This is a genomic window from Bradyrhizobium sp. USDA 4452, from assembly GCF_054063575.1.
On sequence record NZ_JBSSGK010000001.1, the window covers coordinates 4,801,622 to 4,826,141 of the forward strand.

The 24,520-nt window shown below is 65.9% G+C and carries 23 protein-coding genes; 15 read left to right on the forward strand and 8 right to left on the reverse strand.

From position 1 onward, the window contains the following. Positions 1-125: 125 nt before the first annotated feature. From ACVISU_RS23030 to ACVISU_RS23040, 3 genes are all read right to left on the reverse strand, one after another. Positions 126-1,088, reverse strand: coding sequence for an acetyl-CoA carboxylase carboxyltransferase subunit alpha (locus ACVISU_RS23030; RefSeq protein WP_050404812.1), 963 nt, complete (start codon positions 1,086-1,088; stop codon positions 126-128). Between the two features lie 270 nt (positions 1,089-1,358). Further along, positions 1,359-2,333, reverse strand: a complete 975-nt coding sequence (xerD, locus tag ACVISU_RS23035; protein WP_050405943.1) for a site-specific tyrosine recombinase XerD — start codon at positions 2,331-2,333, stop codon at positions 1,359-1,361. Positions 2,334-2,350: 17 nt separating this feature from the next. Then, positions 2,351-2,497 (reverse strand): hypothetical protein, encoded by a 147-nt coding sequence (locus ACVISU_RS23040; protein ID WP_050405944.1) that lies wholly within the window; start codon positions 2,495-2,497, stop codon positions 2,351-2,353. 145 nt (positions 2,498-2,642) lie between these two features. On the opposite strand from ACVISU_RS23040, the gene ACVISU_RS23045 reads away from it, so the two are divergent. The 3 genes from ACVISU_RS23045 to ACVISU_RS23055 all read left to right on the forward strand — a co-directional run bounded on the left by ACVISU_RS23045 (position 2,643) and on the right by ACVISU_RS23055 (position 5,790). Further along, on the forward strand, positions 2,643-3,275 hold the full coding sequence (locus ACVISU_RS23045; protein ID WP_456708410.1) for a shikimate kinase: 633 nt from the start codon (positions 2,643-2,645) through the stop codon (positions 3,273-3,275). After that, entirely contained in the window at positions 3,272-4,414 is a 1,143-nt protein-coding gene (gene aroB / locus ACVISU_RS23050; RefSeq protein ID WP_050405946.1) for a 3-dehydroquinate synthase, read from the forward strand. Before ACVISU_RS23045 ends, aroB begins: the two co-directional genes overlap by 4 nt. 71 nt (positions 4,415-4,485) lie before the next feature. Then, positions 4,486-5,790, forward strand: a complete 1,305-nt coding sequence (locus tag ACVISU_RS23055; protein ID WP_050405947.1) for an HlyC/CorC family transporter — start codon at positions 4,486-4,488, stop codon at positions 5,788-5,790. A gap of 113 nt (positions 5,791-5,903) precedes the next feature. Here ACVISU_RS23055 and ACVISU_RS23060 read toward each other — a convergent pair whose 3' ends face one another. Both ACVISU_RS23060 and ACVISU_RS23065 read right to left on the reverse strand, forming a co-directional pair. Continuing rightward, a complete protein-coding gene (locus tag ACVISU_RS23060; RefSeq protein ID WP_456708411.1) occupies positions 5,904-6,392 on the reverse strand; it encodes a hypothetical protein in 489 nt (162 codons plus the stop codon). Between the two features lie 89 nt (positions 6,393-6,481). Then, the gene (locus tag ACVISU_RS23065) at positions 6,482-6,757 is read right to left on the reverse strand and encodes a BolA family protein (RefSeq protein ID WP_456708412.1); all 276 of its coding nucleotides are present in this window, start codon (positions 6,755-6,757) and stop codon (positions 6,482-6,484) included. A 109-nt stretch (positions 6,758-6,866) separates the two neighbouring features. Between ACVISU_RS23065 and ACVISU_RS23070 the strand changes: the two genes are divergently transcribed. Continuing rightward, a complete protein-coding gene (locus ACVISU_RS23070) occupies positions 6,867-7,502 on the forward strand; it encodes a J domain-containing protein (RefSeq protein WP_021082239.1) in 636 nt (211 codons plus the stop codon). Positions 7,503-7,678: 176 nt separating this feature from the next. Here the strand turns inward: ACVISU_RS23070 and ACVISU_RS23075 are convergent, their stop codons facing one another. Then, positions 7,679-8,773, reverse strand: coding sequence for a citrate synthase/methylcitrate synthase (locus ACVISU_RS23075; RefSeq protein ID WP_050405949.1), 1,095 nt, complete (start codon positions 8,771-8,773; stop codon positions 7,679-7,681). A gap of 77 nt (positions 8,774-8,850) precedes the next feature. Here ACVISU_RS23075 and ACVISU_RS23080 point away from each other — a divergent pair, with 77 nt between their 5' ends. Beyond that, on the forward strand, positions 8,851-10,074 hold the full coding sequence (locus ACVISU_RS23080; RefSeq protein WP_456708413.1) for a citrate/2-methylcitrate synthase: 1,224 nt from the start codon (positions 8,851-8,853) through the stop codon (positions 10,072-10,074). A 3-nt stretch (positions 10,075-10,077) separates the two neighbouring features. On the opposite strand, the gene ACVISU_RS23085 is transcribed toward ACVISU_RS23080, so the two are convergent. Next, complete coding sequence (locus tag ACVISU_RS23085) at positions 10,078-10,740, reverse strand: DedA family protein (RefSeq protein ID WP_050405951.1); 663 nt, start codon at positions 10,738-10,740, stop codon at positions 10,078-10,080. A gap of 293 nt (positions 10,741-11,033) precedes the next feature. Between ACVISU_RS23085 and cobS the strand changes: the two genes are divergently transcribed. From cobS to ACVISU_RS23120, 7 genes are all read left to right on the forward strand, one after another. Next, entirely contained in the window at positions 11,034-12,032 is a 999-nt protein-coding gene (gene cobS, locus ACVISU_RS23090) for a cobaltochelatase subunit CobS (RefSeq protein ID WP_050405952.1), read from the forward strand. Positions 12,033-12,035: 3 nt separating this feature from the next. Continuing rightward, positions 12,036-12,446, forward strand: a complete 411-nt coding sequence (locus ACVISU_RS23095) for a GNAT family N-acetyltransferase (RefSeq protein WP_050405953.1) — start codon at positions 12,036-12,038, stop codon at positions 12,444-12,446. Beyond that, complete coding sequence (gene cobT / locus ACVISU_RS23100; RefSeq protein WP_050405954.1) at positions 12,443-14,341, forward strand: cobaltochelatase subunit CobT; 1,899 nt, start codon at positions 12,443-12,445, stop codon at positions 14,339-14,341. The genes ACVISU_RS23095 and cobT overlap by 4 nt, the downstream gene beginning before the upstream one ends. Before the next feature lie 3 nt (positions 14,342-14,344). Continuing rightward, positions 14,345-15,445, forward strand: coding sequence for an esterase-like activity of phytase family protein (locus tag ACVISU_RS23105; RefSeq protein ID WP_456708414.1), 1,101 nt, complete (start codon positions 14,345-14,347; stop codon positions 15,443-15,445). 131 nt (positions 15,446-15,576) lie between these two features. Beyond that, entirely contained in the window at positions 15,577-16,689 is a 1,113-nt protein-coding gene (locus ACVISU_RS23110) for an NADH:flavin oxidoreductase/NADH oxidase (protein ID WP_456708415.1), read from the forward strand. A gap of 189 nt (positions 16,690-16,878) precedes the next feature. Continuing rightward, complete coding sequence (locus ACVISU_RS23115) at positions 16,879-17,979, forward strand: LLM class flavin-dependent oxidoreductase (protein ID WP_063695753.1); 1,101 nt, start codon at positions 16,879-16,881, stop codon at positions 17,977-17,979. A gap of 278 nt (positions 17,980-18,257) precedes the next feature. After that, positions 18,258-18,677 (forward strand): hypothetical protein, encoded by a 420-nt coding sequence (locus ACVISU_RS23120; RefSeq protein ID WP_050406131.1) that lies wholly within the window; start codon positions 18,258-18,260, stop codon positions 18,675-18,677. Here ACVISU_RS23120 and ACVISU_RS23125 read toward each other — a convergent pair whose 3' ends face one another. Continuing rightward, on the reverse strand, positions 18,678-19,298 hold the full coding sequence (locus tag ACVISU_RS23125; protein ID WP_456708416.1) for a TetR/AcrR family transcriptional regulator: 621 nt from the start codon (positions 19,296-19,298) through the stop codon (positions 18,678-18,680). A gap of 53 nt (positions 19,299-19,351) precedes the next feature. Between ACVISU_RS23125 and ACVISU_RS23130 the strand changes: the two genes are divergently transcribed. The 3 genes from ACVISU_RS23130 to ACVISU_RS23140 all read left to right on the forward strand — a co-directional run bounded on the left by ACVISU_RS23130 (position 19,352) and on the right by ACVISU_RS23140 (position 24,402). After that, a complete protein-coding gene (locus tag ACVISU_RS23130) occupies positions 19,352-19,609 on the forward strand; it encodes a hypothetical protein (RefSeq protein ID WP_050406132.1) in 258 nt (85 codons plus the stop codon). Between the two features lie 287 nt (positions 19,610-19,896). Further along, a complete protein-coding gene (locus ACVISU_RS23135; protein ID WP_456708417.1) occupies positions 19,897-23,364 on the forward strand; it encodes an acyl-[ACP]--phospholipid O-acyltransferase in 3,468 nt (1,155 codons plus the stop codon). Positions 23,365-23,439: 75 nt separating this feature from the next. Next, a complete protein-coding gene (locus ACVISU_RS23140; RefSeq protein WP_456708418.1) occupies positions 23,440-24,402 on the forward strand; it encodes an alpha/beta hydrolase in 963 nt (320 codons plus the stop codon). Positions 24,403-24,520 lie beyond the last annotated feature (118 nt).

Genomic DNA, 24,520 nt, shown 5'->3' on the forward strand with positions numbered 1-24,520 from the left:
CCTGAACCGGGGCTGACAGCCCACACGGTAGCAGGCATGGTTCAAGGAACGTTAAAGACCCGGCTCGGGGCCCAATTACGGCAAAATCGGCCGATTTGGTCGAAAAACCCGATGGTTTGGGCGCCTCAGCCCAGCTTGCGGCCGATGTCCAGGAACTTCTGGCGCCGCTGTTTGCGAATCGCGTCCGGATCAAGATTTCGTAGGTCGTTGAACGCCTGGGCGATGGCGTCGCCCGTGGTCGCGATCATCGCGGCGGGGTCGCGATGGGCGCCGCCGGAGGGTTCTTTCAGGATCTGGTCGATGACGCCGAAGCGCAGCATGTCCTGGGCGGTGATCTTCATGCTGTTGGCGGCTTCCTGCGCCTTGGTGCCGTCGCGCCACAGGATCGAGGACGCCGCCTCCGGCGAGATCACGCTGTAGATCGCGTGCTCCATCATCAGCACGCGGTTGGCCGTGGTGATGGCGATTGCGCCGCCCGACATGCCTTCGCCGGTGACGATCGCGACATTGGGCACGCCGAGCGACAGGCAGGCGTCGATCGAGCGCGCGATCGCCTCGGCCTGGCCGCGCTCCTCGGCGCCGATGCCGGGATAGGCGCCGGCGGAATCGACGATCGACAGCACCGGGATGCCGAAGCGGTCTGCCATCTCCATCAGGCGCACCGCCTTGCGGTAGCCCTCGGGACGCGCCATGCCGAAATTGTGCTTGATGCGGCTGTCGGTGGTGGCCCCCTTCTCCTGGCCGACCACGCAGATGCTCTCGCCGCGGAAACGGCCGAAGCCGCCGATCAGGGCCTCGTCGTCGGCGAATTTGCGGTCGCCGGCCATCGGGGTGAATTCGGTGATCAGGCCGCCGATGAAATCGGTGAAGTGCGGCCGCTGCGGATGCCGCGCCACCAGCGTCTTCTGCCACGGCGTCAGGTTGGCATAGAGGTCGGTCAGCGCCTGCGCCGCCTTGTCCTCGATCCGCGCGACTTCGTCGCCGATGTCGCTGCCGCTCGCGGCAAGCGCACGCAACTCGTCGATCTTGGATTCAAGCTCGGCGACGGGTTTTTCGAAGTCGAGATAGCTGCGCATCGGGTCGGGCATCAACTCAATATAGGGAGGAACAATGCGAGGGGCGAAGCGGATTCGGCGGTGAAAGGAGAAGCGTTGTAACTTCAATTGGTTAACGCGCGTTCGGGCGGAATGCACGCTTCGGGATCGCAGGCAGGCCACGCTCTTTCTGCGGAGACGAAGCGGAAGTCAAGGCGGATTGCTCGTAGCCCGGATGGAGCGAAGCGCAATCCGGGAAGCTGTATCGGCGGAAATACCTTTCCCGGATTTCGCTTGCGCTCCATCCGGGCTACGGGATCGCCGCTACGATTTTTCGGCCAGCGGATGCAGGTCGCGGACCAGGCTCTTCAGCCGCTCCTCGACCACATGGGTGTAGATCTGGGTGGTGGAGATATCGGTATGGCCGAGCAGGGTCTGCACGATGCGCAGGTCCGCGCCGTTGTGCAGCAGGTGGCTCGCGAAGGCGTGGCGCAGCACGTGCGGCGACACCAGCCGCGGCGCGAGGCCGGAGGCGGCCGCGAGCTCCTTCAGGTCGCGAGCGAAGTGTTGCCGGGTCAAATGGCCGCTCTCGCCGGAGGACGGAAACAGCCATTTCGATGCTGCTGCCTTCTTCGCCTTCGGCTGCATCACTTCCAGCGCGGCGAGATAGTCCGCCATTGCCTGGCGCGAGGCATCGTTGAGCGGCACCAGCCGCTCCTTGTTGCCCTTGCCGCTCACCACGATCATCCGCGCGTCGCGCCGCGCCGCGGAGACCGGCAGCGACACCAGCTCGGAGACGCGCAGGCCGGTGGCGTAGAGCACCTCGAGCAGGCAGTACAGCCGCAGCGCACGCAGCCGCTGCGCCGGCGAGACGTCGGTCTGGGTCAGCTCCCTGGCGCGGGTCAGCATGCGGTCGACATCGGCGATCGACAGCACCTTGGGCAGGCCGCGGCCGCGCTTCGGGCCGGACAGGATTGCGGCCGGATCGTCGCTGCGGACCCGCTCGTTGAGCAGGAAACGGTAGAGATGCCGCATTGCCGACAGCCGCCGCGCCACGCTGGTCGACTTGAAGCCGCGCGTATCGAGGTCCGCCAGATAGCCGCGCAGCGCATCGGTATCGGCGCTGGTGAAATCGGCGCCGGCATGGGCGAGATAGCCGGAGAAATCGGTGAGGTCGCGCCGGTAGGCGTCGAGCGTATTGCGGCCTGCGCCCTGTTCCGCGGCGAGCATGTCGAGGAACAACGCGGTCAGCTTGGCGTCGGAGGATTTTGCACGGGTCTTCTTGGCAGCAGCGGTCATGCCAAGACTCATAACGCCTATTTCTTGAGGAACTTATCCGGCGGGATGGTCACGCTCATTTCCCGCGGCTTCGGGTGCACGAAGTTCGCCAGCGCGAAGACGATGCCGTAGCCGATCCCGAAAATCACGGCGACGACCGTCAGGAAGCGGAACAGACTGGGCATGGAGGCGACTCGGGCGGCGAATTAACCAATGAAATCATCCAACATGTTCCCCGCGCGGTTGCAAGAGTCGCTGGTAACGGTATCGCCGCGGGTAGTATAGGTTGCTCGAATTCTGAACAAATCGTCCCAATATCCGAGTTTTTTGATGTCCGACGCAGCCGTCCCGGCGCCCACCCACCCGACCCTGGAGGCCGAAATCACGGCCGCGCTGGGGCCGCGGTCGATCGTGCTGGTCGGTATGATGGGCGCCGGCAAGTCGACCATCGGCCGGCGGATGGCGGCGCGGCTCAAGCTGCCGTTCACCGACGCCGACACCGAGATCGAGACGGCGGCGGACATGACGATCCCGGAGATCTTCGAGGCCCATGGCGAGCCGTATTTTCGCGACGGCGAGGCGCGGGTGATCGCCCGCATCCTCGACAACGGCCCGGTCGTGCTGGCGACCGGCGGCGGCGCCTTCATGCGCGAGGAGACCCGCAAGCGGATCAGCGACAAGGCGATTTCGATCTGGCTCAAGGCCGACAGCGATATCATCATGCGCCGGGTCCGCCGCCGTGCCGACCGCCCGCTGCTGCAGACCGCCGATCCCGAGGCGACCGTCAACCGGCTGCTCAGCGAGCGCGAACCGGTCTACCAGAACGCCGATCTGACGATCGCCTCGCGCGACGTGCCGCACGACCGCATCGTCGACGAATGCCTCGAGGCCCTGCATGCGCATCTGTGCGGCGTGCGTCCGGCCGGCGAGCCACCACCTGATGGATTGAACGCGACCCCATGACTGCGCCCTTGAAACACTCCGCCTCCGTTACTGTCGACGTCGCGCTCGGCGACCGCGCCTATGACATCGTCATCGGCCGCGACGTGCTGGCCTCGCTGGGCGAACGCGTCGCAGCGCTGCGGCCCGGCGTGCGCACTGCCATCGTCACCGACCGCACCGTTGCCAGGCACTGGCTGGAGCCGGCCGAGGCGTCGCTGGCGGCCGCAGGCGTGCCGACATCGCGGATCGTCGTCGAGGAGGGCGAGGGCTCGAAGAGCTACGCCACGCTGACGGAGGTCAGCGAGGCGCTGATCGCGGCGAAGATCGAGCGCAACGATCTGGTGATCGCGCTCGGCGGCGGCGTGGTCGGCGATCTCGCCGGATTCGCGGCCGCGATCCTGCGCCGCGGCGTCGATTTCGTGCAGGTGCCGACCTCCCTGCTCGCGCAGGTCGATTCCTCGGTCGGCGGCAAGACCGGCATCAACTCGCCGCAGGGCAAGAACCTGATCGGCGCGTTCCACCAGCCAGTGCTTGTCATCGCCGACACCTCAGTGCTCGACACGCTGTCGCCGCGCCAGTTCCGCGCCGGCTACGCCGAGGTGGCGAAATACGGCATCCTCGGTGACGAGGCGTTCTTCGGCTGGCTCGAAAAGAACCACGCCGACATTTTCTCGGGCGGCGCCGGGCGCGAGCACGCGATCGCGACTTCCTGCCGCGCCAAGGCCGGTGTTGTTTCCCGCGACGAGCGCGAGACCGGCGAGCGCGCGCTGCTCAATCTCGGCCACACCTTCGGCCATGCGCTGGAGGCCGCGACCGGCTTCTCGGATCGCCTGTTCCACGGCGAGGGCGTTTCGGTGGGCATGGTGCTGGCGGCGGAATTCTCGGCAAAGCTCGGCATGATTTCATCCGACGATGCGGGGCGCATCGCGCGTCATCTTGCCGCGGTAGGATTGCCGACGCGGTTGCAGGATATCGCGGGCTTCACCCAGGAAGGGCTTGCCGATGCCGATGCTCTGTTGGCGCTGATGGCGCAGGACAAGAAGGTCAAGCGCGGCAAGCTTACCTTCATCCTGCTCGAGGCGGTCGGCCGCGCCGTGATTGCCAACAATGTCGAGCCACAGCCGGTGCGCGACTTCCTGCAAGCCAAGCTGAAGGCTTAGATTTGAGCATGATCTTCTCGGAAAACCGCTACACACTTTTCCGGATCAAGCTCTAGCCACGGATCAAGCCAGTGGGATGGTTCACCTTCGCGATCGTGCTGCTCTGTCTGCTCGTCTCCGCCTTCTTCTCGGCGAGTGAGACGGCGCTGACCGGCGCCTCGCGCGCCAGCATGCTGCGGTTGTCCAAGCAGGGCAACAGCGAAGCCACGGTGGTCTCGAGCCTGATGGCGATGCGCGAGCGGATGATCGGCGCGCTGCTGCTCGGCAACAATATCGCCAATATCGGCGCCTCCGCGCTCGCCACCGGGATCTTCACCGCCTGGTTCGGCGATGTCGGCGTGCTTTATGCCACCGGTGTGATGACGGTGCTGGTGGTGATCTTCGCGGAAGTGCTGCCCAAGACCGTCGCCATCAATGCGCCGGACCGGGTGTCGCTGCTGGTGGCCCGGCCGATGCGGTTGACGGTGTTCGTGCTCGGCCCGCTTCTCACCATCATCGAAGGGATCGTCCGCGCCCTGATGCGGCTGCTTGGCATCAAGATCGGCGCGCACCAGGCCATCCTGTCGCCGACCGAACGCCTGCGCGGCGCGGTCGATCTGTTGCATCACGAAGGCAAGGTCGAAAAGCAGGATCGCGACATGCTCGGCGGGTTGCTCGACCTCAGCGAGCTGCAGGTCTCCGACGTGATGGTCCATCGCACCGAGATGACCACGGTCAATGCGGATCTGCCGCCCGAGGAGCTGGTGCGCGAGGTGCTGGCGAGCGAATACACCCGCATCCCGCTGTGGCGCGAGAAGCCGGAGAACATCGTCGGCGTGCTCCACGCCAAGGATCTGCTGCGCGCGATGCGCGCCAATGAAGGCGACATGTCCGCGATCGATGCCTCCGCGATCGCGCTGCCGCCCTGGTTCGTGCCGGAGATGCGTCCGGTCTCCGAACAGCTGAAGGCGTTCCGCCGCCGCAAGACCCACTTCGCCCTGGTCGTCGACGAGTATGGCGAGGTCGAAGGCATGGTGACGCTGGAGGACATCCTGGAGGAGATCGTCGGCGACATCTCCGACGAGCATGATGTCGTCGTCGCCGGCGTGCGTGCCCAGCCGGACGGCTCGGTCGTGGTCGACGGCTCGGTGCCGATCCGCGATCTCAACCGCGCGATGGATTGGCGCCTGCCGGACGAGGAGGCGACCACGGTTGCCGGTCTCGTGATCCACGAGGCACGCTCGATCCCGGAGCGCGGCCAGAGCTTCACCTTCCATGGCTTCCGCTTCCGCGTGCTTCGCCGCGAGCGCAACCGCATCACCGCGCTGCGCATCGTCGCGGTCCCGCGCGAGGCCACCGAGCTCGAGAAGCCGAAGCGGGCGGGGACGGCGTTCTAAGTTCGCGTAGGCGAGCTGCCTGCACCGTCACCCCGGCGCAAAGGCTTCGCCTTGTCGCTGGAGGAGACGCGCTACGCGCTCCGCAGGATGACGGGTCTTGTGGATGTGCCTCGCTACTCGATATCGATCGAGATGCCCGACAGCTTCCACGCGCCGTCGGAGGGGATGAAGCCGAGCTGATACTTCACCTGCTTGGGTGCGGTGTCGAAATGGCCCTTCAGCCGCAGCACGCCCTTGTCGTCGATCTTGGCGTCCTCATCGAGCACGATCGGCTTGGCCACGACGGCGTCGAACACGGCGTGCTTGTCGACCAGATCCTTGAAGATGGTCTTCAGCTTGTCCGGCGAAAACTGGTCGCGGAACGGCTTTGAGATCTTGGCGTGGAACGCGGTGAAATTGTTCGCGGCCACCGCGTCGTTGAGCGAGACCAGGATACTCTTGATCAGCACCTCCTGGACGAACGGGCTCGGCATATCCAGCGCCGAGGCCGGACGCATTGCGCAGATCAGGAGCAGGCCGGCGGCGGCGACAATCGACCGGAAACGTGGCCAGCAAGGGATCATCAATGGCCCCATATCAAGCGTGGCGATACGATCCATCATTCACCTGCTCACACCGGGAGCAGGTCCGTCGCCGGATGGCTCTATCCTCATAACGGAAAACCGCTGCTTCGTCTTGAGCCAAGCGCGCGCTAGCGCGGCTTTTCCCCGGGGCCGTGGGCGTGGATCGCCAGCGCATGCACCGAGCCGGCGAGTTCCTGCGCCAGCGTCGCATTTATCATGCGGTGACGTTCGATCCGGCTCTTCCCTTCGAAGGCCGGAGACACAATATATAGCCTGAAATGCGTCTCGCCGCCTGGCCTGTGACCGGCGTGGCCCTCATGCAGATGTGACTCATCGACCACGTCGAGGCTTTCGGGCAAGAAAGCTTCACGCAACTTGTTTATGATAACGTCCTTGGTGCTCATGGCGGCGGAGTTAGGTCCGCGACGGCTTTTCGTCAATGGTGCAAGCGGGAAACGAGGTCTGCGCAATGTCAAGACTTGAAGATTTGTGCATTGCGTAGTCAAAGAGAACATGCCGATCGATTCATCAAAATTCTTCGACTCCATTCGCATCAAGCCGACCAAGGTGAGTGCGAAGCGCCAGGCGCAGGCCGGCGAGCAGGCCGTGACCTGCGAGTGGGCGGGTTGCCAGAACAAGGGCGCGCACCGCGCCCCGAAGGGGCGTGAGAACTCGCGCGAGTATTGGCACTTCTGTCTCGATCACGTCCGTGAGTACAACCAGTCCTACAATTTCTTCCAGGGCATGAATCCCGACGATGTCGCGCGCTACCAGAAGGATGCGCTGACCGGTCACCGTCCGACCTGGAAGATGGGCGCCAACAACGGCAAGAAGGAGAGCGGTCTCGACGCCGCCTCCGATCCATTCCACGTGTTCTCCGAGCTCAACGGCCGCGGCCGCTGGCGGCCCGGACCGGGTGGCGCGGAGCCCAAGCCCGAGACGCGCAAGGTCATGAATGCCGAGCGCAAGGCGCTGCTGGTGATGGGCCTCGGCGCCGGCGCGACGCTCGAAGACGTCAAGTCGAAGTACAAGGCGCTGGTGAAGCAGCACCACCCCGACGCCAATGGCGGCGACCGCTCCACCGAGGATCGCCTGATCGAGATCATCAAGGCGTATAATTATCTGAAGACCGTGGTGCGCGAGGCGTAGGCCGTCCGTGCGCGTGGCCTCCACTTCCCCTTGAAAAGGGGAGGTCGCTTTGCTCGCCGGAGCAAAGCGGGTGGGGATCTGGTCTCCCCGCATGCGGTGTCGTTCGTGGCTGACCCCCATCCCGACCTTCCCCCTTTCAGGGGGAAGGAGAAGATCTCGTAGCCCGGATTACGCTTTCAGTCCTTCGGCACTGCCCCGACATACGAAGAGCTCGGCCGGATCAGCCGGCCGGTGCGGCGCTGCTCCAGCGCGTGCGCGGTCCAGCCGGCGGCGCGGGCCACGGCGAAGACCGGCGTGAAGGCCTGCCGCGGGATCTCCAGCGCATCGAGCAGGATCGCGGTGAAGAACTCGACATTGGTCTCCAGCGGCCGCTCCGGATTCTTCTTGCGCAGCGCCTCGCGGATATAGGTTTCGACCTCGGCGGCGAACGGCAGGTCGGCGCCGTTGGCCTCGAGACGCTCGATCGCGACCTTGAGCACGTCGGCGCGCGGGTCGCGCACGCGATAGACCCGGTGGCCGAAGCCCATCAGCCGCTCGCCGTGCGCCAGCGCACCGTCGACCCAGGGCTTGATGCGCTCGCGGGTGCCGATGGCATCGAGCATCTCGAGCACCGGCTCCGGCGCGCCGCCGTGCAGCGGCCCGGTCAGCGCGCAATAGCCGCCGGTGATGGCCGCGAACAGATCGGCCTGGGTCGAGGCGATCACCCGCGTGGTGAAGGTCGACGCATTCATGCCGTGATCGCACACCGTGACGAGATAGGCGTCGAGGGCTGTGACCTCGCGCGGCGCGGCCCTGCGGCCCAGTAGCATATGCAGTGTGTCGGCGGCGTGGCTGGCATTCGGATCGGGTGCGATCGGCGCATGCCCCTTGGCTTGCTGCACCAGCGCACCCGCGATCACCGGGAAGGCGCCGACGATGGTCGCCTCATGCTCCAGCCCGTTCTCGCCGCGCAGGCCGGCGATCGCGGCGCGGAAGCCGTCGACAACAGACATGCCGCGCGTCGCCGGTAGCAGGTCCGGCAGGCGCGCGAAGGCGCGTTCGCGGGCCGCGCCGAGGCTGGCGCGGACATTGGCCTCGCTCAGCGACTTGCCGGTGGCACCGTTCCACAGCCGCGCCGTCACGCCCTCGAAGCTCGACTTGCCTGCGAGGTTGGCGACGTGTTCGCCGGCGATGATGAGTTCGCCGCGCTCGCCGTCGACATGGCTCAACACGGTCTCGGCCGCGGGGACGCCGTCCAGACCGATCTGGCTCTTGGTGAGAATCATGTTCATGGCCCGATCTCCTTGTTTCACGCCTTTCAAGGTCGGGCCTCTCGACGAGTTGATCAATCTTGATTATATAAATCAATATGAAAAAATCCGCCGAGCTGTACCTCTCCGCCCGCGAGGCCGCCGCCGAGCTCGCGATCTCGCCGGCGACCCTCTACGCCTATGTCAGCCGCGGCCTGATCCGCTCCGAGCCGTCACCGGACTCGCGCAGCCACCGCTACCGCGCCGAGGACATCCGGGGCTTGAAGGAGCGCCGCGTGCCGTCGCCGGAGCCGCGCGGGTTTCGCAATTTCGATGCCGACCTGCCGGTGATGGATTCGGCGATCGCCACCATCACCGAGCAGGGCCCGATCTATCGCGGCGTGAACTGCGTCGATCTCGCCGAGCGCGACACGCTGGAGCATACCGCGACGCTGCTGTGGGACGTCACTGGCGTCGATCCGTTCGCATCGGACAATTGCCCGCATGTCTCGGATGAAATGCGGGCGATCGCCGAGGCTGCGCGGCGGTCCCAGCCGATCGACCGGACGGTCGCGGTGCTGGCGCTGGCGGCGAATGCCGATCCCGGCGCCTTCACCCGCGCGCCCGATGGCCGCGCGATGGTCGGCGGGCGAATCTTGCGGCTGCTGGTCGCGACCATGCTGAACGCTGCGCCGTCGGCCGAGCCGCTGCATGAGCAGGTGGCGCGGGTCTGGACGCCGGACAACAAGCACGCGCCCGACCTTGTTCGCCGCGCGCTGGTGCTGCTCGCCGATCACGAATTGAATGCCTCCACTTTCACCGCGCGCTGCGCGGCGTCGACCGGCCTCAATCTGTACGACGCCGTGATTGCGGGGCTCGTCGCGCTGAAGGGGCCGATGCATGGCGGCGCCGGCGTGCTCGCCTCGCGCCTCGTCAAGACCATGATCGACAACGACGTTGCGCCCGTGGTCCGCGAGCGGGTTGCGCTCGGCGAGCGTTTCCCCGGCTTCGGGCACGGGGTCTACAAGAAGGGCGATCCGCGCGCGATCTCCCTGCTTGAGGCCCTGACGCGGGCCGGCGCGCCGCGCAAATTCACCCGGGAAGTGCCTGATAGAATCGCGGAGGCAACCGGCGAGTTCGTCAACATCGATTACGCGCTGGCGGTGCTGGTGCATGCGCTGCGGATGCCCGCCGGCAGCGAGCTCGCGCTGTTTGCGATGGCCCGCAGCGTCGGCTGGATCGCGCATGCCAGCGAGCAGCTGCAGCTCGGCAAGCTGATCAGGCCGCGCGCGCGTTATGTCGGTCCGGCACCGGGGCGCGCCGGCATGACCAATAGCATTTAGCGCTTATTCTGCCGGCTTGGACGGTTCGATGAGGCCGCCGCCGTGCCGCCGGCGGATGGTCCAGATCGCCAGCGTCAGGATGATCGCGCCGCCCGCGACCGCGAACATCCACAGATGCTTGCCGACATGCTGATGATGCGGCAGGCCGGCATAGTCGTGCAGCGCGGTGACCGCGAGCACGCCGGGCAATACATGGGCCGGCGCCCAGAGCAGGATCGCGGGAATGTTGACGGCGTAGAAGCGCTGTGGCGGCATGTCGAGCGCGCCGGCGGTGATCGGCACGAAGGCGCGAATCGGCGGCACGAAGCGGGCGAAGAACACCGCGAGCACGCCCCAGCGGTTGAAGAAGGCCTCGCTTTGCGCGACCACGCGCGGATAGTTGGAGAGCGGCCAGGCCGACAGGATCTCGCGCTGGCTGCGGTAGCCGATCAGATAGGCCGTGCCGTCGCCGAGCATCGCGCCGGCGGCCGCGGCGGCGAGCACCGGCACGAGCTTCAATTCGCCGCCCGGGACCAGCGCGCTCAGCGCCAGGATGATGGTCGAGCCCGGCACCAGCGAGCCGACCACCGGGACGGCTTCCAGCAGGGCGGCCAGAAACAGCGTCAGATAGGCAAGCCAGGCATGGGCCGAAACGAACGCGATCAATGGGTCAAGGAACGTAGTCACAGAATCCCTGGGTGGCGATGAAACAGGCTCGAGAGCTAACAACTCCCCGCCGGGCTGAAAAGTGCCTGGCCGAATAGGCCGACGTGGCGCTGCGGCGAAAGTACGGCGGGATTTGCAGAGCAGCCTTCCAAAAATCGGGTTTCGCGCCTATCTTTATGATACAACGACGGAACTTTGATTTGCCCGTGGGCTTCTGCCGGCCGATGCTCTCTGCTAGGCTTGTGCATAGCACCCCATCCGCAGCCAAATGACCTAAATCTGGTTTCGGGAATGCCCGGGACCTCGGAGGATGAATGACGACGGCCGTCCAGACCAAAGCGCAAGAACCCGTCGGTTTGCCCGACATGAAGGTTTCGGTTCGGCAGGTCTTCGGGATCGATAGCGATCTGGAAGTTCCGGCCTATTCCGAAGTCGATCCGCATGTGCCGGAAGTCGACAGCGACTATCGCTTCGACCGCGCCACCACGCTCGCGATCCTCGCCGGCTTTGCCAAGAACCGCCGCGTGATGGTCACCGGCTATCACGGTACCGGCAAGTCGACGCACATCGAGCAGGTTGCGGCCCGCCTCAACTGGCCCTGCGTGCGCGTCAACCTCGACAGCCACATCAGCCGTATCGACCTCGTCGGCAAGGACGCCATCGTGGTCAAGGAAGGCAAGCAGGTCACGGAATTCCGCGACGGCATCCTGCCCTGGGCGCTGCAGCACAACATCGCGCTGGTGTTCGACGAATATGACGCCGGCCGCCCGGACGTGATGTTCGTGATTCAGCGCGTGCTGGAAGTCTCCGGCCGCTTGACGCTGCTCGACCAGAACAAGGTGATCAAGCCGCATCCGGCGTTCCGCCTGTTCTCGACCGCCAACACGGTCGGCCTCGGCGACACCTCGGGCCTCTATCACGGCACCCAGCAGATCAACCAGGGCCAGATGGACCGCTGGTCGATCGTCACCACGCTGAACTACCTCGCCCATGATGAGGAAGTCGAGATCGTGCTGGCAAAGGCGAAGCACTATCGCACCCAGGAGGGGCGCGACATCGTCAACAAGATGGTGCGGCTGGCGGATCTCACCCGCAACGCGTTTGCCAATGGCGACCTGTCGACGGTGATGAGCCCGCGCACGGTGATCACCTGGGCCGAGAACGCCGACATCTTCAACGACATCGGCTTCGCGTTCCGCGTCACCTTCCTCAACAAGTGTGACGAGCTGGAGCGGCCGCTGGTCGCCGAGTTCTACCAGCGCTGCTTCAACGTCGAGCTGCCGGAATCCTCGGTCAACGTGGCGCTCAGCTAGTCCATGCCGAAAATCTCCGTCGAGCGCACAGTCACACAGACGAAGAAGGCGGTGCTCGGCGGATTGCTCCGCTACAACAACGAGAAAATGGGGAAGCAGAAGTACAAGCGCTTCGCCATCTCGCTGCGGCAAGGCGACAAGATTGTCGGCGGCATCGTCGGCGAGGTCTGGACCGCGGTGTTGTTCATCCAGCTGTTCTGGATGGAGCAGAAGTTTCGCAACAAGGGTTTTGGCGCGAAGCTGATCAAGGCGATCGAAGACGAGGCGCGGCGCTTCGGAGCCACGCAATCCTATCTGGATACGATGAGCTTCCAGGCGCCGGGCTTCTACCGCGCCAATGGATATAAAGAGTTCGGTTCGATTGAGGGGTATCCCGGCGGCGTCACGCGCCACTGGTTTACGAAATCGCTATGACAACCTCCAATATCAAATTCCGTCCCGGATCGAAGGAAGCGCCGACCGAGCCGTTCAAGCGCTCGGTGTCGGCGTGCCTGAAGGCGATCGCCAAGAAGCCGGAGCTCGAGGTCTCTTTCGCCGCCGAGCGGCCGGGGCTTGCGCCCGGCAAGGCGCGGCTGCCGGAGCCGGCGCGCAAGATGACCAAGCGCGATGCGGCGATCGTGCGCGGTCACGCCGATTCGATCGCGCTGAAGATCGCCTGTCACGATCCCAAGGTGCATCGCAAGCTGATGCCGGGCAATCCGCAGGCGCGCGGCGTGTTCGAGGCGGTCGAGCAGGCGCGCGTCGAGGCGATCGGCTCGCGGCGGATGGCCGGCGTCGCGAAGAACCTCACCGCGATGCTCGACGATCATTTCCACCGCGGCAAGTATGACGAGATCACCGACCGCGCCGATGCGCCGCTGTCGGATGCGCTGGCGATGCTGGTGCGCGAACGCCTGACCGGCATGGCGCCGCCCGCGGCCGCCAAGAAGATGGTCGATCTCTGGCGTCCGACGCTGGAGGACAAGATCGGCTCGCGGCTCGACCAGCTCAGCCGCTTCACCGAGGACCAGGCCAGGTTCGGCGACATGGTTCACGATCTGCTGTCGGCGCTCGATCTCGGCGACGACCGCAACATGGATTCCGACGACGACGATGACCAGGACGAGAACCAGGACGGCGAGAACGATCAGTCCGGTGCCGAGGGCTCGCCCGATTCCGACGCCGCGCAGGAGATGAGCGCCGACCAGGCCCAGACCTCTGCGGAAGAGATGAGCGAAAGCGCGATGGAGAGCGCGCAGGCCTCCACGTCGGACACGTTCGACGACGGTGAACTCGGCGACGACGAGACGCCGGGCGAGGCGACGCGGCCTAATTCGCGCGGCCAGAACGAGCCGCGCGGCCCGGAATATCACGCGTTCGCACCGAAGTTCGACGAGGTGATCGCAGCCGAAGATCTCTGCGACCATGATGAGCTGGAGCGGCTGCGCTCCTATCTCGACAAGCAGCTCGCGCATCTGCAGGGCATCGTGGCGCGGCTCGCCAACCGCCTGCAGCGCCGCCTGATGGCGCAGCAGAACCGCGCCTGGGATTTCGATCTCGAGGAGGGCATCCTCGATCCGGCGCGGCTGTCGCGCGTCGTCACCGATCCCTATCATCCGCTGTCCTTCATGCACGAGAAGGAGGCGACCTTCCGCGACACCGTGGTGACGCTGCTGCTGGATAATTCCGGCTCGATGCGCGGCCGTCCGATCACGGTTGCCGCCACCTGCGCCGACATCCTGGCGCGCACGCTGGAGCGTTGCGGCGTCAAGGTCGAGATCCTGGGCTTCACCACCCGCGCCTGGAAGGGCGGGCAGTCGCGCGAAGCGTGGCTTGCGGCCGGCAAGCCGGCCAATCCCGGCCGCCTCAACGATCTCAGGCACATCATCTACAAGTCGGCCGACGCACCATGGCGTCGTGCGCGCAAGAATCTCGGCCTGATGATGCGCGAGGGCCTGCTCAAGGAGAACATCGACGGCGAGGCGCTCGACTGGGCGCACAAGCGCCTGCTGGCGCGTCCCGAGCAGCGCCGCATCCTGATGATGATCTCGGATGGCGCGCCGGTCGACGACTCCACGCTGTCGGTCAATCCCGGCAACTATCTCGAGCGGCATCTGCGCCACATCATCGAGGAGATCGAGACCCGCTCGCCGGTCGAGCTGATCGCGATCGGCATCGGTCATGACGTGACGCGCTACTATCGTCGCGCCGTCACCATCGTGGATGCCGAAGAGCTTGGCGGCGCCATCACTGAAAAGCTCGCCGAGCTGTTCAGCGAGACCCACGGCTCGGCACCCACGCCGGGCGCGCGGCGTCGCCTCCACTCGTGAGACATGCACTCACATTTTAGCCGCCGCCATCTCCTGAGAGATATGGCGGCGGGTCTATCGGCCGTTGTGCTGCCGCGCTTCGCGCAGGCGCAAGGCGTGACGCAGCCGACGCCGGGACCGCCGGGCAGGCCGGGCCGACACCGCGTTGACGAACCCGCCGCTGTCGAGGTCAACGCACGGCCGTTGCCGTCGTTCGATATCCGCGATCGCGCGCGGGTGCGGTTCGGCGCGCTGGAGTATCGCAGCGGTCTGATCCTGACCTCGTCGTTCTCCGGCTTCGGCGGCCTGTCCGCGCTGCGGCTCGATGCCAAGGGCGAACGCTTCATTGCGGTCAGCGACCAGGGCACCTGGTTCACCGGCCGCATCGTCTATCGCGGCCGCGACATGGTCGGGCTCGACGATGTCGAGGCGGCGCCGCTGCTCGACGCCCACGGCAAACCGATCACCGCCACCCGCGGCTGGTATGATTCGGAATCGCTCGCACTCGACGGCGCCATTGCCTATGTCGGGCTCGAGCGGGTCAACCAGGTGCTGCGCTACGATTTCGCCACGGGCTTCACCCGCGCGCGCGGCGAGGTGGTGCCGCTGCTGCCGGCGGCGCGTAAGCTGCCCATCAACAAGGGGCTCGAGGCGCTCGTCTTCGTGCCCAAGGTCATGTCCAAGGCCACGCCGCCGAGCCAGCCGCTGGCCGGTACGCTGATCGCGCTCTCCGAACGTGGGCTCGATGCCGGCGGCAACCTGATCGCCTTCCTGGTCGGCGGCAAGACGCCGGGCCAGTTCAGCGTCCGCCGTACCGAGAATTTCGACATCAGCGACGCCGTCCTGCTGCAGTCGGGCGATCTGTTGATCCTGGAGCGGAAATTCTCCTGGCTCGGCGGTGCCGGAATTCGCATCCGCCGCCTCGCTTTGTCCGACATCGCGCCCGGCGCCGTGGTCGATGGTCCGGCGATCTTCAATGCCGATCTCGGCAATGAGATCGACAACATGGAAGGCATCGATGCCCATGTCACCGATGAGGGCGAGACCGTGCTGACCATGATCTCCGACGACAATTTCTCCCTGATCCAGCGCAATTTGCTGCTGCAGTTCACGCTGGTCGACTGAGGCCAGGCCGGCCGGCCACCGTTATCGCATTGCTGATCTGCCCCGGCCCGTTCGGCGCCGGCGACGGTTGGTGATCGCGCAGGCCGCCTCTATCTTATCGTGGCCTGTTCCCCGATCCTGGATGTCCCTGCATGAGCACCCTGTTTTCCCCGATCGAACTGCGCGGCCTCAAGCTCTCCAACCGGATCATGGTCTCGCCGATGTGCCAGTACTCGGCCGACGACGGCTCCGCCAATGATTGGCACTTCACCCACATCAACATGCTGGCGCTGTCGGGCGCCGCGATGTTCTGCATCGAGGCCTCCCATGTCGAGGATATCGGGCGGATCACGCCGGGTTGCCTCGGCCTTTACAGCGATGCCAACGAGGCGGCGCTGAAGCCGATCCTCGCCTCGGTGCGCAAGCATTCGAAGGCTGCGGTCGCGATGCAGCTCGCCCATGCCGGCCGCAAGGCTTCCAGCCAGCGCCCGTGGGAGGGCGGCCAGCTGATCCCGATCGCCGAAGGCGGCTGGCAGACGGTTGGACCGTCTGCTGTCCCGCATAAGGAAAGCGAGGCTGCGCCGCTGGCGCTCGATGACGCCGGCCTGAAGCGCATTCGCGATGCGTTCGTCGCGTCAGCGAAGCGCGCCGACCGACTCGGCATCGACGCGCTCGAGCTGCACGGCGCGCACGGCTACCTGCTGCATCAGTTCCTGTCTCCGATCGCCAACAAGCGGACCGACCGCTATGGCGGCTCGCTCGAAAACCGCATGCGCTTCCCGCTGGAAGTATTCGACGCGGTGCGTGCGGTGTTCCCTCATCACAAGCCGATCGGCATGCGGGTGTCGGCGACCGACTGGGTCGAGGGCGCCTGGGACCTCGCGCAGACCATCGAATTTGCCAAGGAGCTGAAGACGCGCGGGGTCGACTGGATGGACGTTTCTTCCGGCGGCGTGTCGCCGCTGCAGAAGATTCCGCTCGGGCCGGGCTACCAGGTGCCGGCGGCGCAGGCGGTGAAGGAGGCGACCGGCATCACCACGATGGCGGTCGGCCTGATCACCGAAGCGAAGCAGGCCGAGGAGATCGTTACTTCGGGGAAGGCCGACATGGTCGCGCTTGCCCGCGGCATGCTCTACGACCCGCGCTGGGGCTGGCACGCCGCCGCCGAGCTCGGCGGCGAGGTCAGCGCGCCGCCGCAATACTGGCGCTCGCAGCCCTCGACGCAGAAGGCGCTTTTCGGCAAGACCACGTTCGGGACGCGCTAGGATCGCGACGTCGTCATCCCGGGCTGGTGCGTCAGCACGAGGCCCGGAATCTCGAGATTCCGGGTTCGATGCTGCCCCGTCGCCCCGGAATGACGTTGCGATTTATCTGGCCATTGTTCTGCCGTGGCCAGTGCAGCTACTCTCCGGAGCGCGTGCGGAAGACACGCTTCGAACAAAGAGAGGAAACCCATGGAACTCGGATACTTCGCGATGCCGTCGCATCCGCCGGAGTGCGGATTGAAAGAGGGCCACGATTGGGACCTGCAGGTGCTGCGCTGGCTGGACGAGCTCGGCTATCAGGAAGCCTGGATCGGCGAGCACCACACCGCGCCCTGGGAGCCGCATCCATCGCCCGATCTGCTGGTGGCGCAGGCGCTGCTGCAGACCAAGAACATCCGCATCGGACCCGGCGGATTTCTGCTGCCGTATCATCACCCGGCGGAGCTCGCCAACCGCGTTGCGATGCTCGATCACCTCTCGAACGGCCGATTGAATTTCGGCGTCGCGGCCTCGGGCCTGCCGAGCGACTGGGCGATGTTCAATGTCGACGGCATGTCGGGTCAGAACCGCGACATGACCCGCGAGGCGCTCGAGATCATCCTGAAGATGTGGACCGAGCCGGGCCCGTGGACCCACAAGGGCAAGTTCTGGACGGTGACCAAGCCGGACACGATGTTCGATTTCCTCAAACCGCACATCAAGCCGCAGCAAGCGCCGCATCCGCCGATCGGCGTCGCCGGCCTGTCGAAGAATTCGGACACGCTCAAGCTCGCCGGCGAGCGCGGCTTCATCCCGATGAGTCTGAACCTCAACCCTGCCTATGTCGGCAGCCACTGGGACTCGGTCGAAGCCGGCGCCGCCAAGACCGGCCGCAAGCCGAGCCGCAAGGATTGGCGGATGGTGCGCGAGGTGTTCGTCGCCGACACCGACGAGGAGGCGTGGAGGCTGTCGACCGGCGACATGATGGGCCGGATGATGGGCGAGTACTTCCTGCCGCTGCTCGGCCACTTTGGCTTCAAGGATTATCTGAAGGCCTCGCCCGACGTGCCCGACAGCGACGTCACGGTCGAATATTGCGCCCGCAACAACTGGATCGTCGGCTCGCCCGCGACCGTCACCGAGAAGATCGAGACGATCTATCGGGAGGTCGGCGGCTTCGGCGTGCTGCTGGTGTTCGGCTTCGACTACAAGCACAAGCCCGAGGCCTGGCACAATTCGCTGCGGCTACTCAAGCAGGAGGTGTTGCCGAAGCTGAAGCACCTCGATGCCTCGGTCGGCCGCGCGGCGTAGGCTTTGCGGGGCGAAGAAGAGTGCGGGACAGCAACGCTGCCCCGCACTTCATGTCGATCGCCGATCGCAATGGCCTGACGCGGGCTGCGCCGAGCAGCGTAGTGGTGGCGGATTCGATTGCTACCTTGGATCGATAAATAGTCATTCTGTGCCACGACAGATGTGAGCTGCCGCATAAAAACGTCACGAGGTCGCGGCCATTTGAGAGGTGACGGCTTTCGCGCTGCTGCGAAAAGGCCTAGCCTGACAGTGGCGCAATTCATTGATGAGGCACAGCAATGCGCAGCCGCGTCAGAAAATTTGCCCATGTCCTGGAGCGCTTCGGTCTTGCCCTGGCGGGAGCTGCAAGCGGTCTGTTCGTCGCCATCCATGTCGGCTCGAGCGTGTCGGCGCTGACCTCGCAGGCGTTCCTGCTGATCATGATGCTGGGCGGCGCGATCGGATTCTATCTCGGGATCGACACGCCGCCAAAGCTGTTCCATCCGAAGGACGCGGCCTCGACGCGCAAGATCGACGCAGCGGAGCTGCTGAGCGCGATCGGCACTTTCCTCGCGACGATGGTCGCGTTCTTCTCGGTCGGTGTCGTCGTGCTGCGCAGCGAGCCGGACATCGCCTGGACCGCGGCGATCATGGCGGGCTGGGTGCTCGGCGTCGCCATGCAGATCGTCGCCGGTACGATCGCCCGCACCCGGGTGTGATTACGCGTTGCGCGACACGCCCAACCCTGCGAGATGCGTGTCGACGAACTCCGCGAGGCGCTCGCGCAACATCTCCGGCGGCACCGCAACCATGCGCTCCTCGAGGCCGAGCGAGATGATGCCGTGGACCGCGGAGAACATCATTCGGGACAGCAGCGCGACGTCGTCGGGATCGCGATCCGGCAACAGCCGCACCAGCGGTGCATGCATCAGCGCGAACGCATCCATCACCATCGCCAGGATATCGTCCGGAAACGGCCGGTCGTCCTCCATCCGGTGCTCGAACAGCGCGCGCAGCAGGTTGGCGTGTTCGGTGGCAAAGCCGAGATAGGCGTCCGCAAGCCCGTGCAGCTGGCGCAGCGGATCGCCGGCCGGGATTGCCTTGAGCCGTGCGGTCAGGGCCTGCACGGTCTCCCGGTTCACGGTCAGGATCAAACCGTCGAAGTCGCCGAACTCATTATAGACGCTGCCGATGGAGCAGCCGGCGGCCTCGGCGACATCGCGAACCTTCAATGATCTCAAGCCTTTAGATGCGATATAGCGGCGCGCGATCTCGATCAGCAGAGCTCGCCGCTGAAGTTTTTTCCGGTCTCGTCGCGATTTGTCTTGAACAATGTTCATTTTCGAGCTACTAATTTTGAGCGTTGCTCAAATTAACATAGGAGGCCACTCACATGCAGAGCCTAGCACTTCAATTGCCCACCACCTTTGTCGATGACGCGATCGAGCTCGTGACGGGCTTCGGCCGCGCCATCTTCGCCCTGGCGACCGCCCCGATCGAGCGGATCGCCCGCGCCTGCGACGTCGCAGGTGTCCTGGAGCAGCGGCGCGCCGACCGGCGCGCACCGCGCCCGGCGGTTCAGCGCGGCCGCCGGCGCAAGTCGCGCCGCTGCCGCTGGTCGCCGTTCGGCGGCTTGAGCGACCTGACCTGACGCGCCCACTCCGCAATTGTCGCCGAAACCTCAACAAAGCGCTCACCATGTCCCTCGCGAGCCCGTTTCGAAGTCGACTGATCACAACCCTGGATAAGGTCTCGTACATTTCTGCCGGGCATGGTCGCGGCGCCCGGCGCGGGCCGATCTGGGCCGGTTCGAACCGATACGTTGCGGATAAGACTAAAGGCTGCGGGATCTCCGTCATTTTCACCACGCCCATCATTCTCTGCCATTCGAATTCGCAGACCTGTCAGCGCCGTGCGCGCTAACCCAAGGAACCGGTCATGATCAAGGAATTGATGACGTCCCGCCGCTTCGCGCCGCTGTTCTGGTCGCAGTTCTGCTCGGCGTTGAACGACAACGTGCTGAAGAACGCGCTGGTCATCATGCTGCTGTATGGCATCGCCAACGAGCAGGGGCCGGCGCTGGTCCAGCTCGCGGGTGCGGTGTTCATCGCGCCGTTCTTCGTGCTGTCGGCGCTCGGCGGCGAGCTCGCCGACCGCTACGTCAAGTCCATCGTCGCGCGCCGGCTGAAGTTCTTCGAGATTTTCGCCGCGGCGTTTGCGGCAGCGGGCTTCTTCACCCATTCGATCCCGCTGCTGTTCATCGCGCTGGCGCTGTTCGGCATCGTGGCCGCGCTGTTCGGCCCGGTGAAGTACGCTGTGCTTCCTGATCAGCTCTCGGTTTCCGAACTCGCGACCGGCAACGCGCTGGTCGAGGGTGCGACCTTCATGGCGATCCTGATCGGCACCATCGCGGGCGGGCTGTTCGTCGCCGGCGCCAGCCACATGGGCTGGATCTGCGCCGCCGTGGTCGGCCTGTCGGTGCTGTCGTGGGGATTTGCATCGCGCATTCCGGTGACGCAGCCCTCCGCGCCCGATCTGCTGATCACCAGGAATCCCTGGACCTCGACGGTGCGCCTCTTGAAGTCGCTCTATGCCGAGCCGCGGCTGTGGGACGGCATGGTGATCGTGTCCTGGTTCTGGATGGTCGGCGCGATCGTGCTGTCGCTGCTGCCCGCGCTGATCAAGGAGGGCGTCGGCGGCACCGAGGGCGTGGTCACGCTGTGCCTCGCCGTGTTCGCGATCGGCATTGCCGCCGGCTCGCTGTTCGCCGCGCAGTTGAGCCACGTCCGCCCGAATCTCGCGCTGGTGCCGATCGGCGCGATCGTGATGGGCGTGGTCGGCCTCGACCTCGCACTTGCGATCGCCACCACCTCGCTCGGCAAGGACGTCTCTGCGGCTGCGTTCACGACCTCGCTCAGTGGCTTCCGCATGCTGGCCGACTTCTTCCTGTTCGCCTTCGGTGGCGGCCTGTTCGTGGTGCCGTCATTTGCCGCCGTGCAGGCCTGGACCGCGCCGTCCGAGCGCGCCCGCATCATCGCCGCCGGCAACATCCTGCAGGCCGGCTTCATGGTCGCTGGCGCGGTGTTCGTCGGCGCGCTGCAGGCTACCGGTCTGCCGATCGCCTGGATCTTCTTCGGCCTTGCGATCGCGAGCTTCGGCACCGTCTGGTTCGTGCTGACCAAGTGGGGCAAGGAGGGCGTGCGCGATTTCGGTGCGCTGCTGTTCCGCGCGCTGTTCCGGCTCGAGGTGCGCGGCATGGAGAACCTGCCGCCCGCCGGCACCCGGATGCTGATCGCGCCCAATCACGTCAGCCTGGTCGACGGCCCGTTGCTGCATGCCATGCTGCCGATCGACGCCAGCTTTGCCGTCGACACCGGCATCGCCAAGGCGTGGTGGGCCAAGCCGTTCCTGAAGATGATCAAGCATTACACGATGGATCCGTCGAAGCCGCTGGCCGCGCGCGACCTGATCAAGCTGGTCGCCGCCGGCGAGCCGGTGGTGATCTTCCCGGAAGGACGCATCACGGTCTCCGGTTCGCTGATGAAAGTCTATGACGGCACCGCGATGATCGCCGACAAGGCCGACGCCGTCGTCGTTCCGGTCCGCATCGAGGGCGCGCAGCGCTCGCATCTCAGTTATCTGAAGAACGGCGAGATCAAGCGCTCCTGGTTCCCCAAGGTGACGATCTCGATCCTGCCGCCGGTGAAGCTGCCGGTCGACCAGTCGCTGCGCGGCAAGGCGCGCCGCAATGCCGCCGGTGCCGCGCTGCAGGACGTCATGATCGACGCCATGGTCCAGAACGCGATGCTCGACCAGACGCTGTTCGAGGGCCTTGGCCACGCCTGTCGTGACCGCGACACCGGCAAGCCGATCATCGAAGACGCGCTCGGCACCAAGCTGACCTATCGCAAGCTGATCCTCGGCGCGCAGGTGTTGAGCCGCAAGCTCGAGCAGGGGACTTCAGTGGGCGAGAATGTCGGCGTGCTGTTGCCGAACTCGGCCGGTGTCGCCGTCGTCTTCATGGCGCTGCAGACCATTGGCCGCGTGCCGGCGATGCTCAACTTCTCGGCAGGCCCAGTCAACGTGCTGGCCGCGATGAAGGCGGCGCGGGTGAACACCGTGCTGACCTCGCAGGCCTTCATCGAGAAGGGCAAGCTCGACAAGCTGATCGCGGCGATCGGTCAGCAGGCGCGCGTCGTCTATCTCGAGGATGTGCGCGGCGGCATCAGCCTGTCCGACAAGATCGCCGGCTTCCGCGCCGGCATCGCGCCGCGCGTTGCCCGTAACGCCAACGATCCCGCCGTCATCCTGTTCACCTCGGGTTCGGAAGGCACCCCGAAGGGCGTCGTGCTGTCCCACCGCAACATCCTCGCCAACGCTGCGCAGGCGCTGGCGCGGGTCGATGCCAATGCCAACGACAAGGTGTTCAACGTGCTGCCCGTGTTCCACTCGTTTGGTCTCACAGGCGGCATGATGATGCCGCTCCTCGGCGGCATTCCGATCTTCATGTATCCGTCGCCGCTGCACTACCGGATCGTGCCCGAGCTGATCTACCAGACCGGCGCCACCATCCTGTTCGGCACCGACACCTTCCTCACCGGCTACGCCCGCTCGGCGCATGCTTACGATTTCCGCACTCTGCGGCTGGTCATTGCCGGCGCGGAAGCGGTAAAGGAGCGCACGCGGCAGATCTACATGGAGCGCTACGGCATCCGCATCCTCGAAGGCTACGGCGTCACCGAGACCGCGCCGGTGCTGGCGATGAACACGCCGATGGCCAATCGCCAGGGCACCGTCGGCCGGATCTCGCCGCTGATGCAGTATCGCCTCGATCCGGTCCCCGGCATCGCGGAAGGCGGCCGCCTGTCGGTCAAGGGCCCGAACGTGATGATCGGCTATCTCCGTGCCGAGAATCCCGGCGTGCTCGAGCCGCTGCCGGACGGCTGGCACGACACCGGCGACATCGTCACCGTCGATGCGCAGGGCTTCATCGCGATCAAGGGCCGCGCCAAGCGCTTCGCCAAGATCGCCGGCGAGATGGTCTCGCTGTCGGCGGTGGAGACGATGGCGACGGCGCTGTGGCCGCAGGCGATGTCGGTCGCGGTCACGCTGCCCGATCCGCGCAAGGGCGAACGCATCGTGCTGCTCACCACGCAGAAGGACGCCGACCGCGCCGCGATGCAGCGCCAGGCCAAGAGCGTCGGCGCCTCCGAGCTCGCGGTGCCGGCCGACATCCGCGTCGTCGACAAGGTGCCGCTGCTCGGTACCGGCAAGACCGATTATGTCGGCGCTACGGCGCTGGCCAAGGAACTGGCCGCGGCTGCAACAGCGCCCGCGCCGCAGGCGGATGAGAATACCGACGCGGCCGAGGCCGAGCCGTCGTCGCTGCAGCAACACGTTGCCTGAGCTTTGGCATGATGGTTGTGCTTTTCGGGAGCATGTTGTCAGATGGACGGCAACTGCTCCCGAGAAAGCACGATCATGGTTCTTCCCCTCGACCCCGTCATCGAAAAGATCATCCCGCTGCTGCCGCTGCGTGATCCCGCAACCATGACGCCGCAGAGCTGCCGCGACCAGCTGCGCGCGCTGGCCGAGGCGCGCAAGGCGGTGCCGCCGCCGCCGGTCGATGTCGCTGACGATATCGAGGTGCAGGGCGCCGCGGGCAAGCTCGGCGCACGGCTCTATCGCAGCGGTCGCGGCACGGCGCCGACCGTGATCTTCTTCCACGGCGGCGGCTGGGTCGCCGGCGATCTCGAGACCCATGACCGCCAGGCCCGCAACCTCGCGATCGAGACCGGCGCGGTGGTGATCTCGGTCGATTACCGCCGTCCGCCGGAGACGCGCTTTCCCGGCGCATTCGAGGATGCCTTCGCCGCGATCCGCGACGTCGTCGCGCGCCTCAGTGACTTCGGCGGCGATCTCTCCCGCGTCGGCGTCGCCGGCGATTCCGCGGGCGGCAATCTCGCCGCGACCACGGCGCTGGCCTGCCGCGACGCCGGCATCAGGCTCGCCGCGCAGCTCCTGGTCTATCCCGTCACCGACGTGGTCGGCAATTACGCCGATGCGGGCGAGAACGCCAAGTTCCCGTCGCGCGAGGAGAATGCCGAGGGCTACTTCCTGACGCGGGCGACGATGCAATGGTTCGCGGGGCATTATCTCGCGGACAAGGCTGATGGCGCCGACTGGCGCGTCTCACCCCTGCGTGCGAGGAGCCTTGCCGGCGTCGCGCCGGCGGTGGTCACGACCGCCTGGTTCGACCCGCTGCGCGACGAGGGCCACGCCTATGCGAAGGCGTTGCAGGCCGCCGGCGTGCCGGTCGCGTATCACACGGGCGAGGGGCTCATCCACGGCTATTTCGGCCTCGGCGATGCGTCCGAGGCCGCGCGCGCCGAGGCGCAGCGCGCGCGGGCGGATTTTCGGGTGCTGCTGGAGAAGGGGGTGTAGCGCCTCCCTTGCGCTCCCGCGGGGGCACCTGCGGGAGGTGCGTCCCCAAAAAATCGAAAACAACCCCATGCACAGTAGCCGGCGGCGGTGGCCGGCGTTCGACCAGGGCCTTGACGCG

What these genes read in the sequence shown, in the direction of transcription:
- ACVISU_RS23030 (WP_050404812.1), bottom strand. Translation starts at nt 1,088, where the DNA reads ATGCCCGACCCGATGCGCAGCTATCTCGACTTCGAAAAACCCGTCGCC.
- xerD (WP_050405943.1), bottom strand. Translation starts at nt 2,333, where the DNA reads ATGACCGCTGCTGCCAAGAAGACCCGTGCAAAATCCTCCGACGCCAAG.
- ACVISU_RS23040 (WP_050405944.1), bottom strand. Translation starts at nt 2,497, where the DNA reads ATGCCCAGTCTGTTCCGCTTCCTGACGGTCGTCGCCGTGATTTTCGGG.
- ACVISU_RS23045 (WP_456708410.1), top strand. Translation starts at nt 2,643, where the DNA reads ATGTCCGACGCAGCCGTCCCGGCGCCCACCCACCCGACCCTGGAGGCC.
- aroB (WP_050405946.1), top strand. Translation starts at nt 3,272, where the DNA reads ATGACTGCGCCCTTGAAACACTCCGCCTCCGTTACTGTCGACGTCGCG.
- ACVISU_RS23060 (WP_456708411.1), bottom strand. Translation starts at nt 6,392, where the DNA reads ATGATGGATCGTATCGCCACGCTTGATATGGGGCCATTGATGATCCCT.
- ACVISU_RS23065 (WP_456708412.1), bottom strand. Translation starts at nt 6,757, where the DNA reads ATGAGCACCAAGGACGTTATCATAAACAAGTTGCGTGAAGCTTTCTTG.
- ACVISU_RS23070 (WP_021082239.1), top strand. Translation starts at nt 6,867, where the DNA reads ATGCCGATCGATTCATCAAAATTCTTCGACTCCATTCGCATCAAGCCG.
- ACVISU_RS23075 (WP_050405949.1), bottom strand. Translation starts at nt 8,773, where the DNA reads ATGAACATGATTCTCACCAAGAGCCAGATCGGTCTGGACGGCGTCCCC.
- ACVISU_RS23080 (WP_456708413.1), top strand. Translation starts at nt 8,851, where the DNA reads ATGAAAAAATCCGCCGAGCTGTACCTCTCCGCCCGCGAGGCCGCCGCC.
- cobS (WP_050405952.1), top strand. Translation starts at nt 11,034, where the DNA reads ATGACGACGGCCGTCCAGACCAAAGCGCAAGAACCCGTCGGTTTGCCC.
- ACVISU_RS23095 (WP_050405953.1), top strand. Translation starts at nt 12,036, where the DNA reads ATGCCGAAAATCTCCGTCGAGCGCACAGTCACACAGACGAAGAAGGCG.
- cobT (WP_050405954.1), top strand. Translation starts at nt 12,443, where the DNA reads ATGACAACCTCCAATATCAAATTCCGTCCCGGATCGAAGGAAGCGCCG.
- ACVISU_RS23105 (WP_456708414.1), top strand. Translation starts at nt 14,345, where the DNA reads ATGCACTCACATTTTAGCCGCCGCCATCTCCTGAGAGATATGGCGGCG.
- ACVISU_RS23110 (WP_456708415.1), top strand. Translation starts at nt 15,577, where the DNA reads ATGAGCACCCTGTTTTCCCCGATCGAACTGCGCGGCCTCAAGCTCTCC.
- ACVISU_RS23115 (WP_063695753.1), top strand. Translation starts at nt 16,879, where the DNA reads ATGGAACTCGGATACTTCGCGATGCCGTCGCATCCGCCGGAGTGCGGA.
- ACVISU_RS23120 (WP_050406131.1), top strand. Translation starts at nt 18,258, where the DNA reads ATGCGCAGCCGCGTCAGAAAATTTGCCCATGTCCTGGAGCGCTTCGGT.
- ACVISU_RS23125 (WP_456708416.1), bottom strand. Translation starts at nt 19,298, where the DNA reads ATGAACATTGTTCAAGACAAATCGCGACGAGACCGGAAAAAACTTCAG.
- ACVISU_RS23130 (WP_050406132.1), top strand. Translation starts at nt 19,352, where the DNA reads ATGCAGAGCCTAGCACTTCAATTGCCCACCACCTTTGTCGATGACGCG.
- ACVISU_RS23135 (WP_456708417.1), top strand. Translation starts at nt 19,897, where the DNA reads ATGATCAAGGAATTGATGACGTCCCGCCGCTTCGCGCCGCTGTTCTGG.
- ACVISU_RS23140 (WP_456708418.1), top strand. Translation starts at nt 23,440, where the DNA reads ATGGTTCTTCCCCTCGACCCCGTCATCGAAAAGATCATCCCGCTGCTG.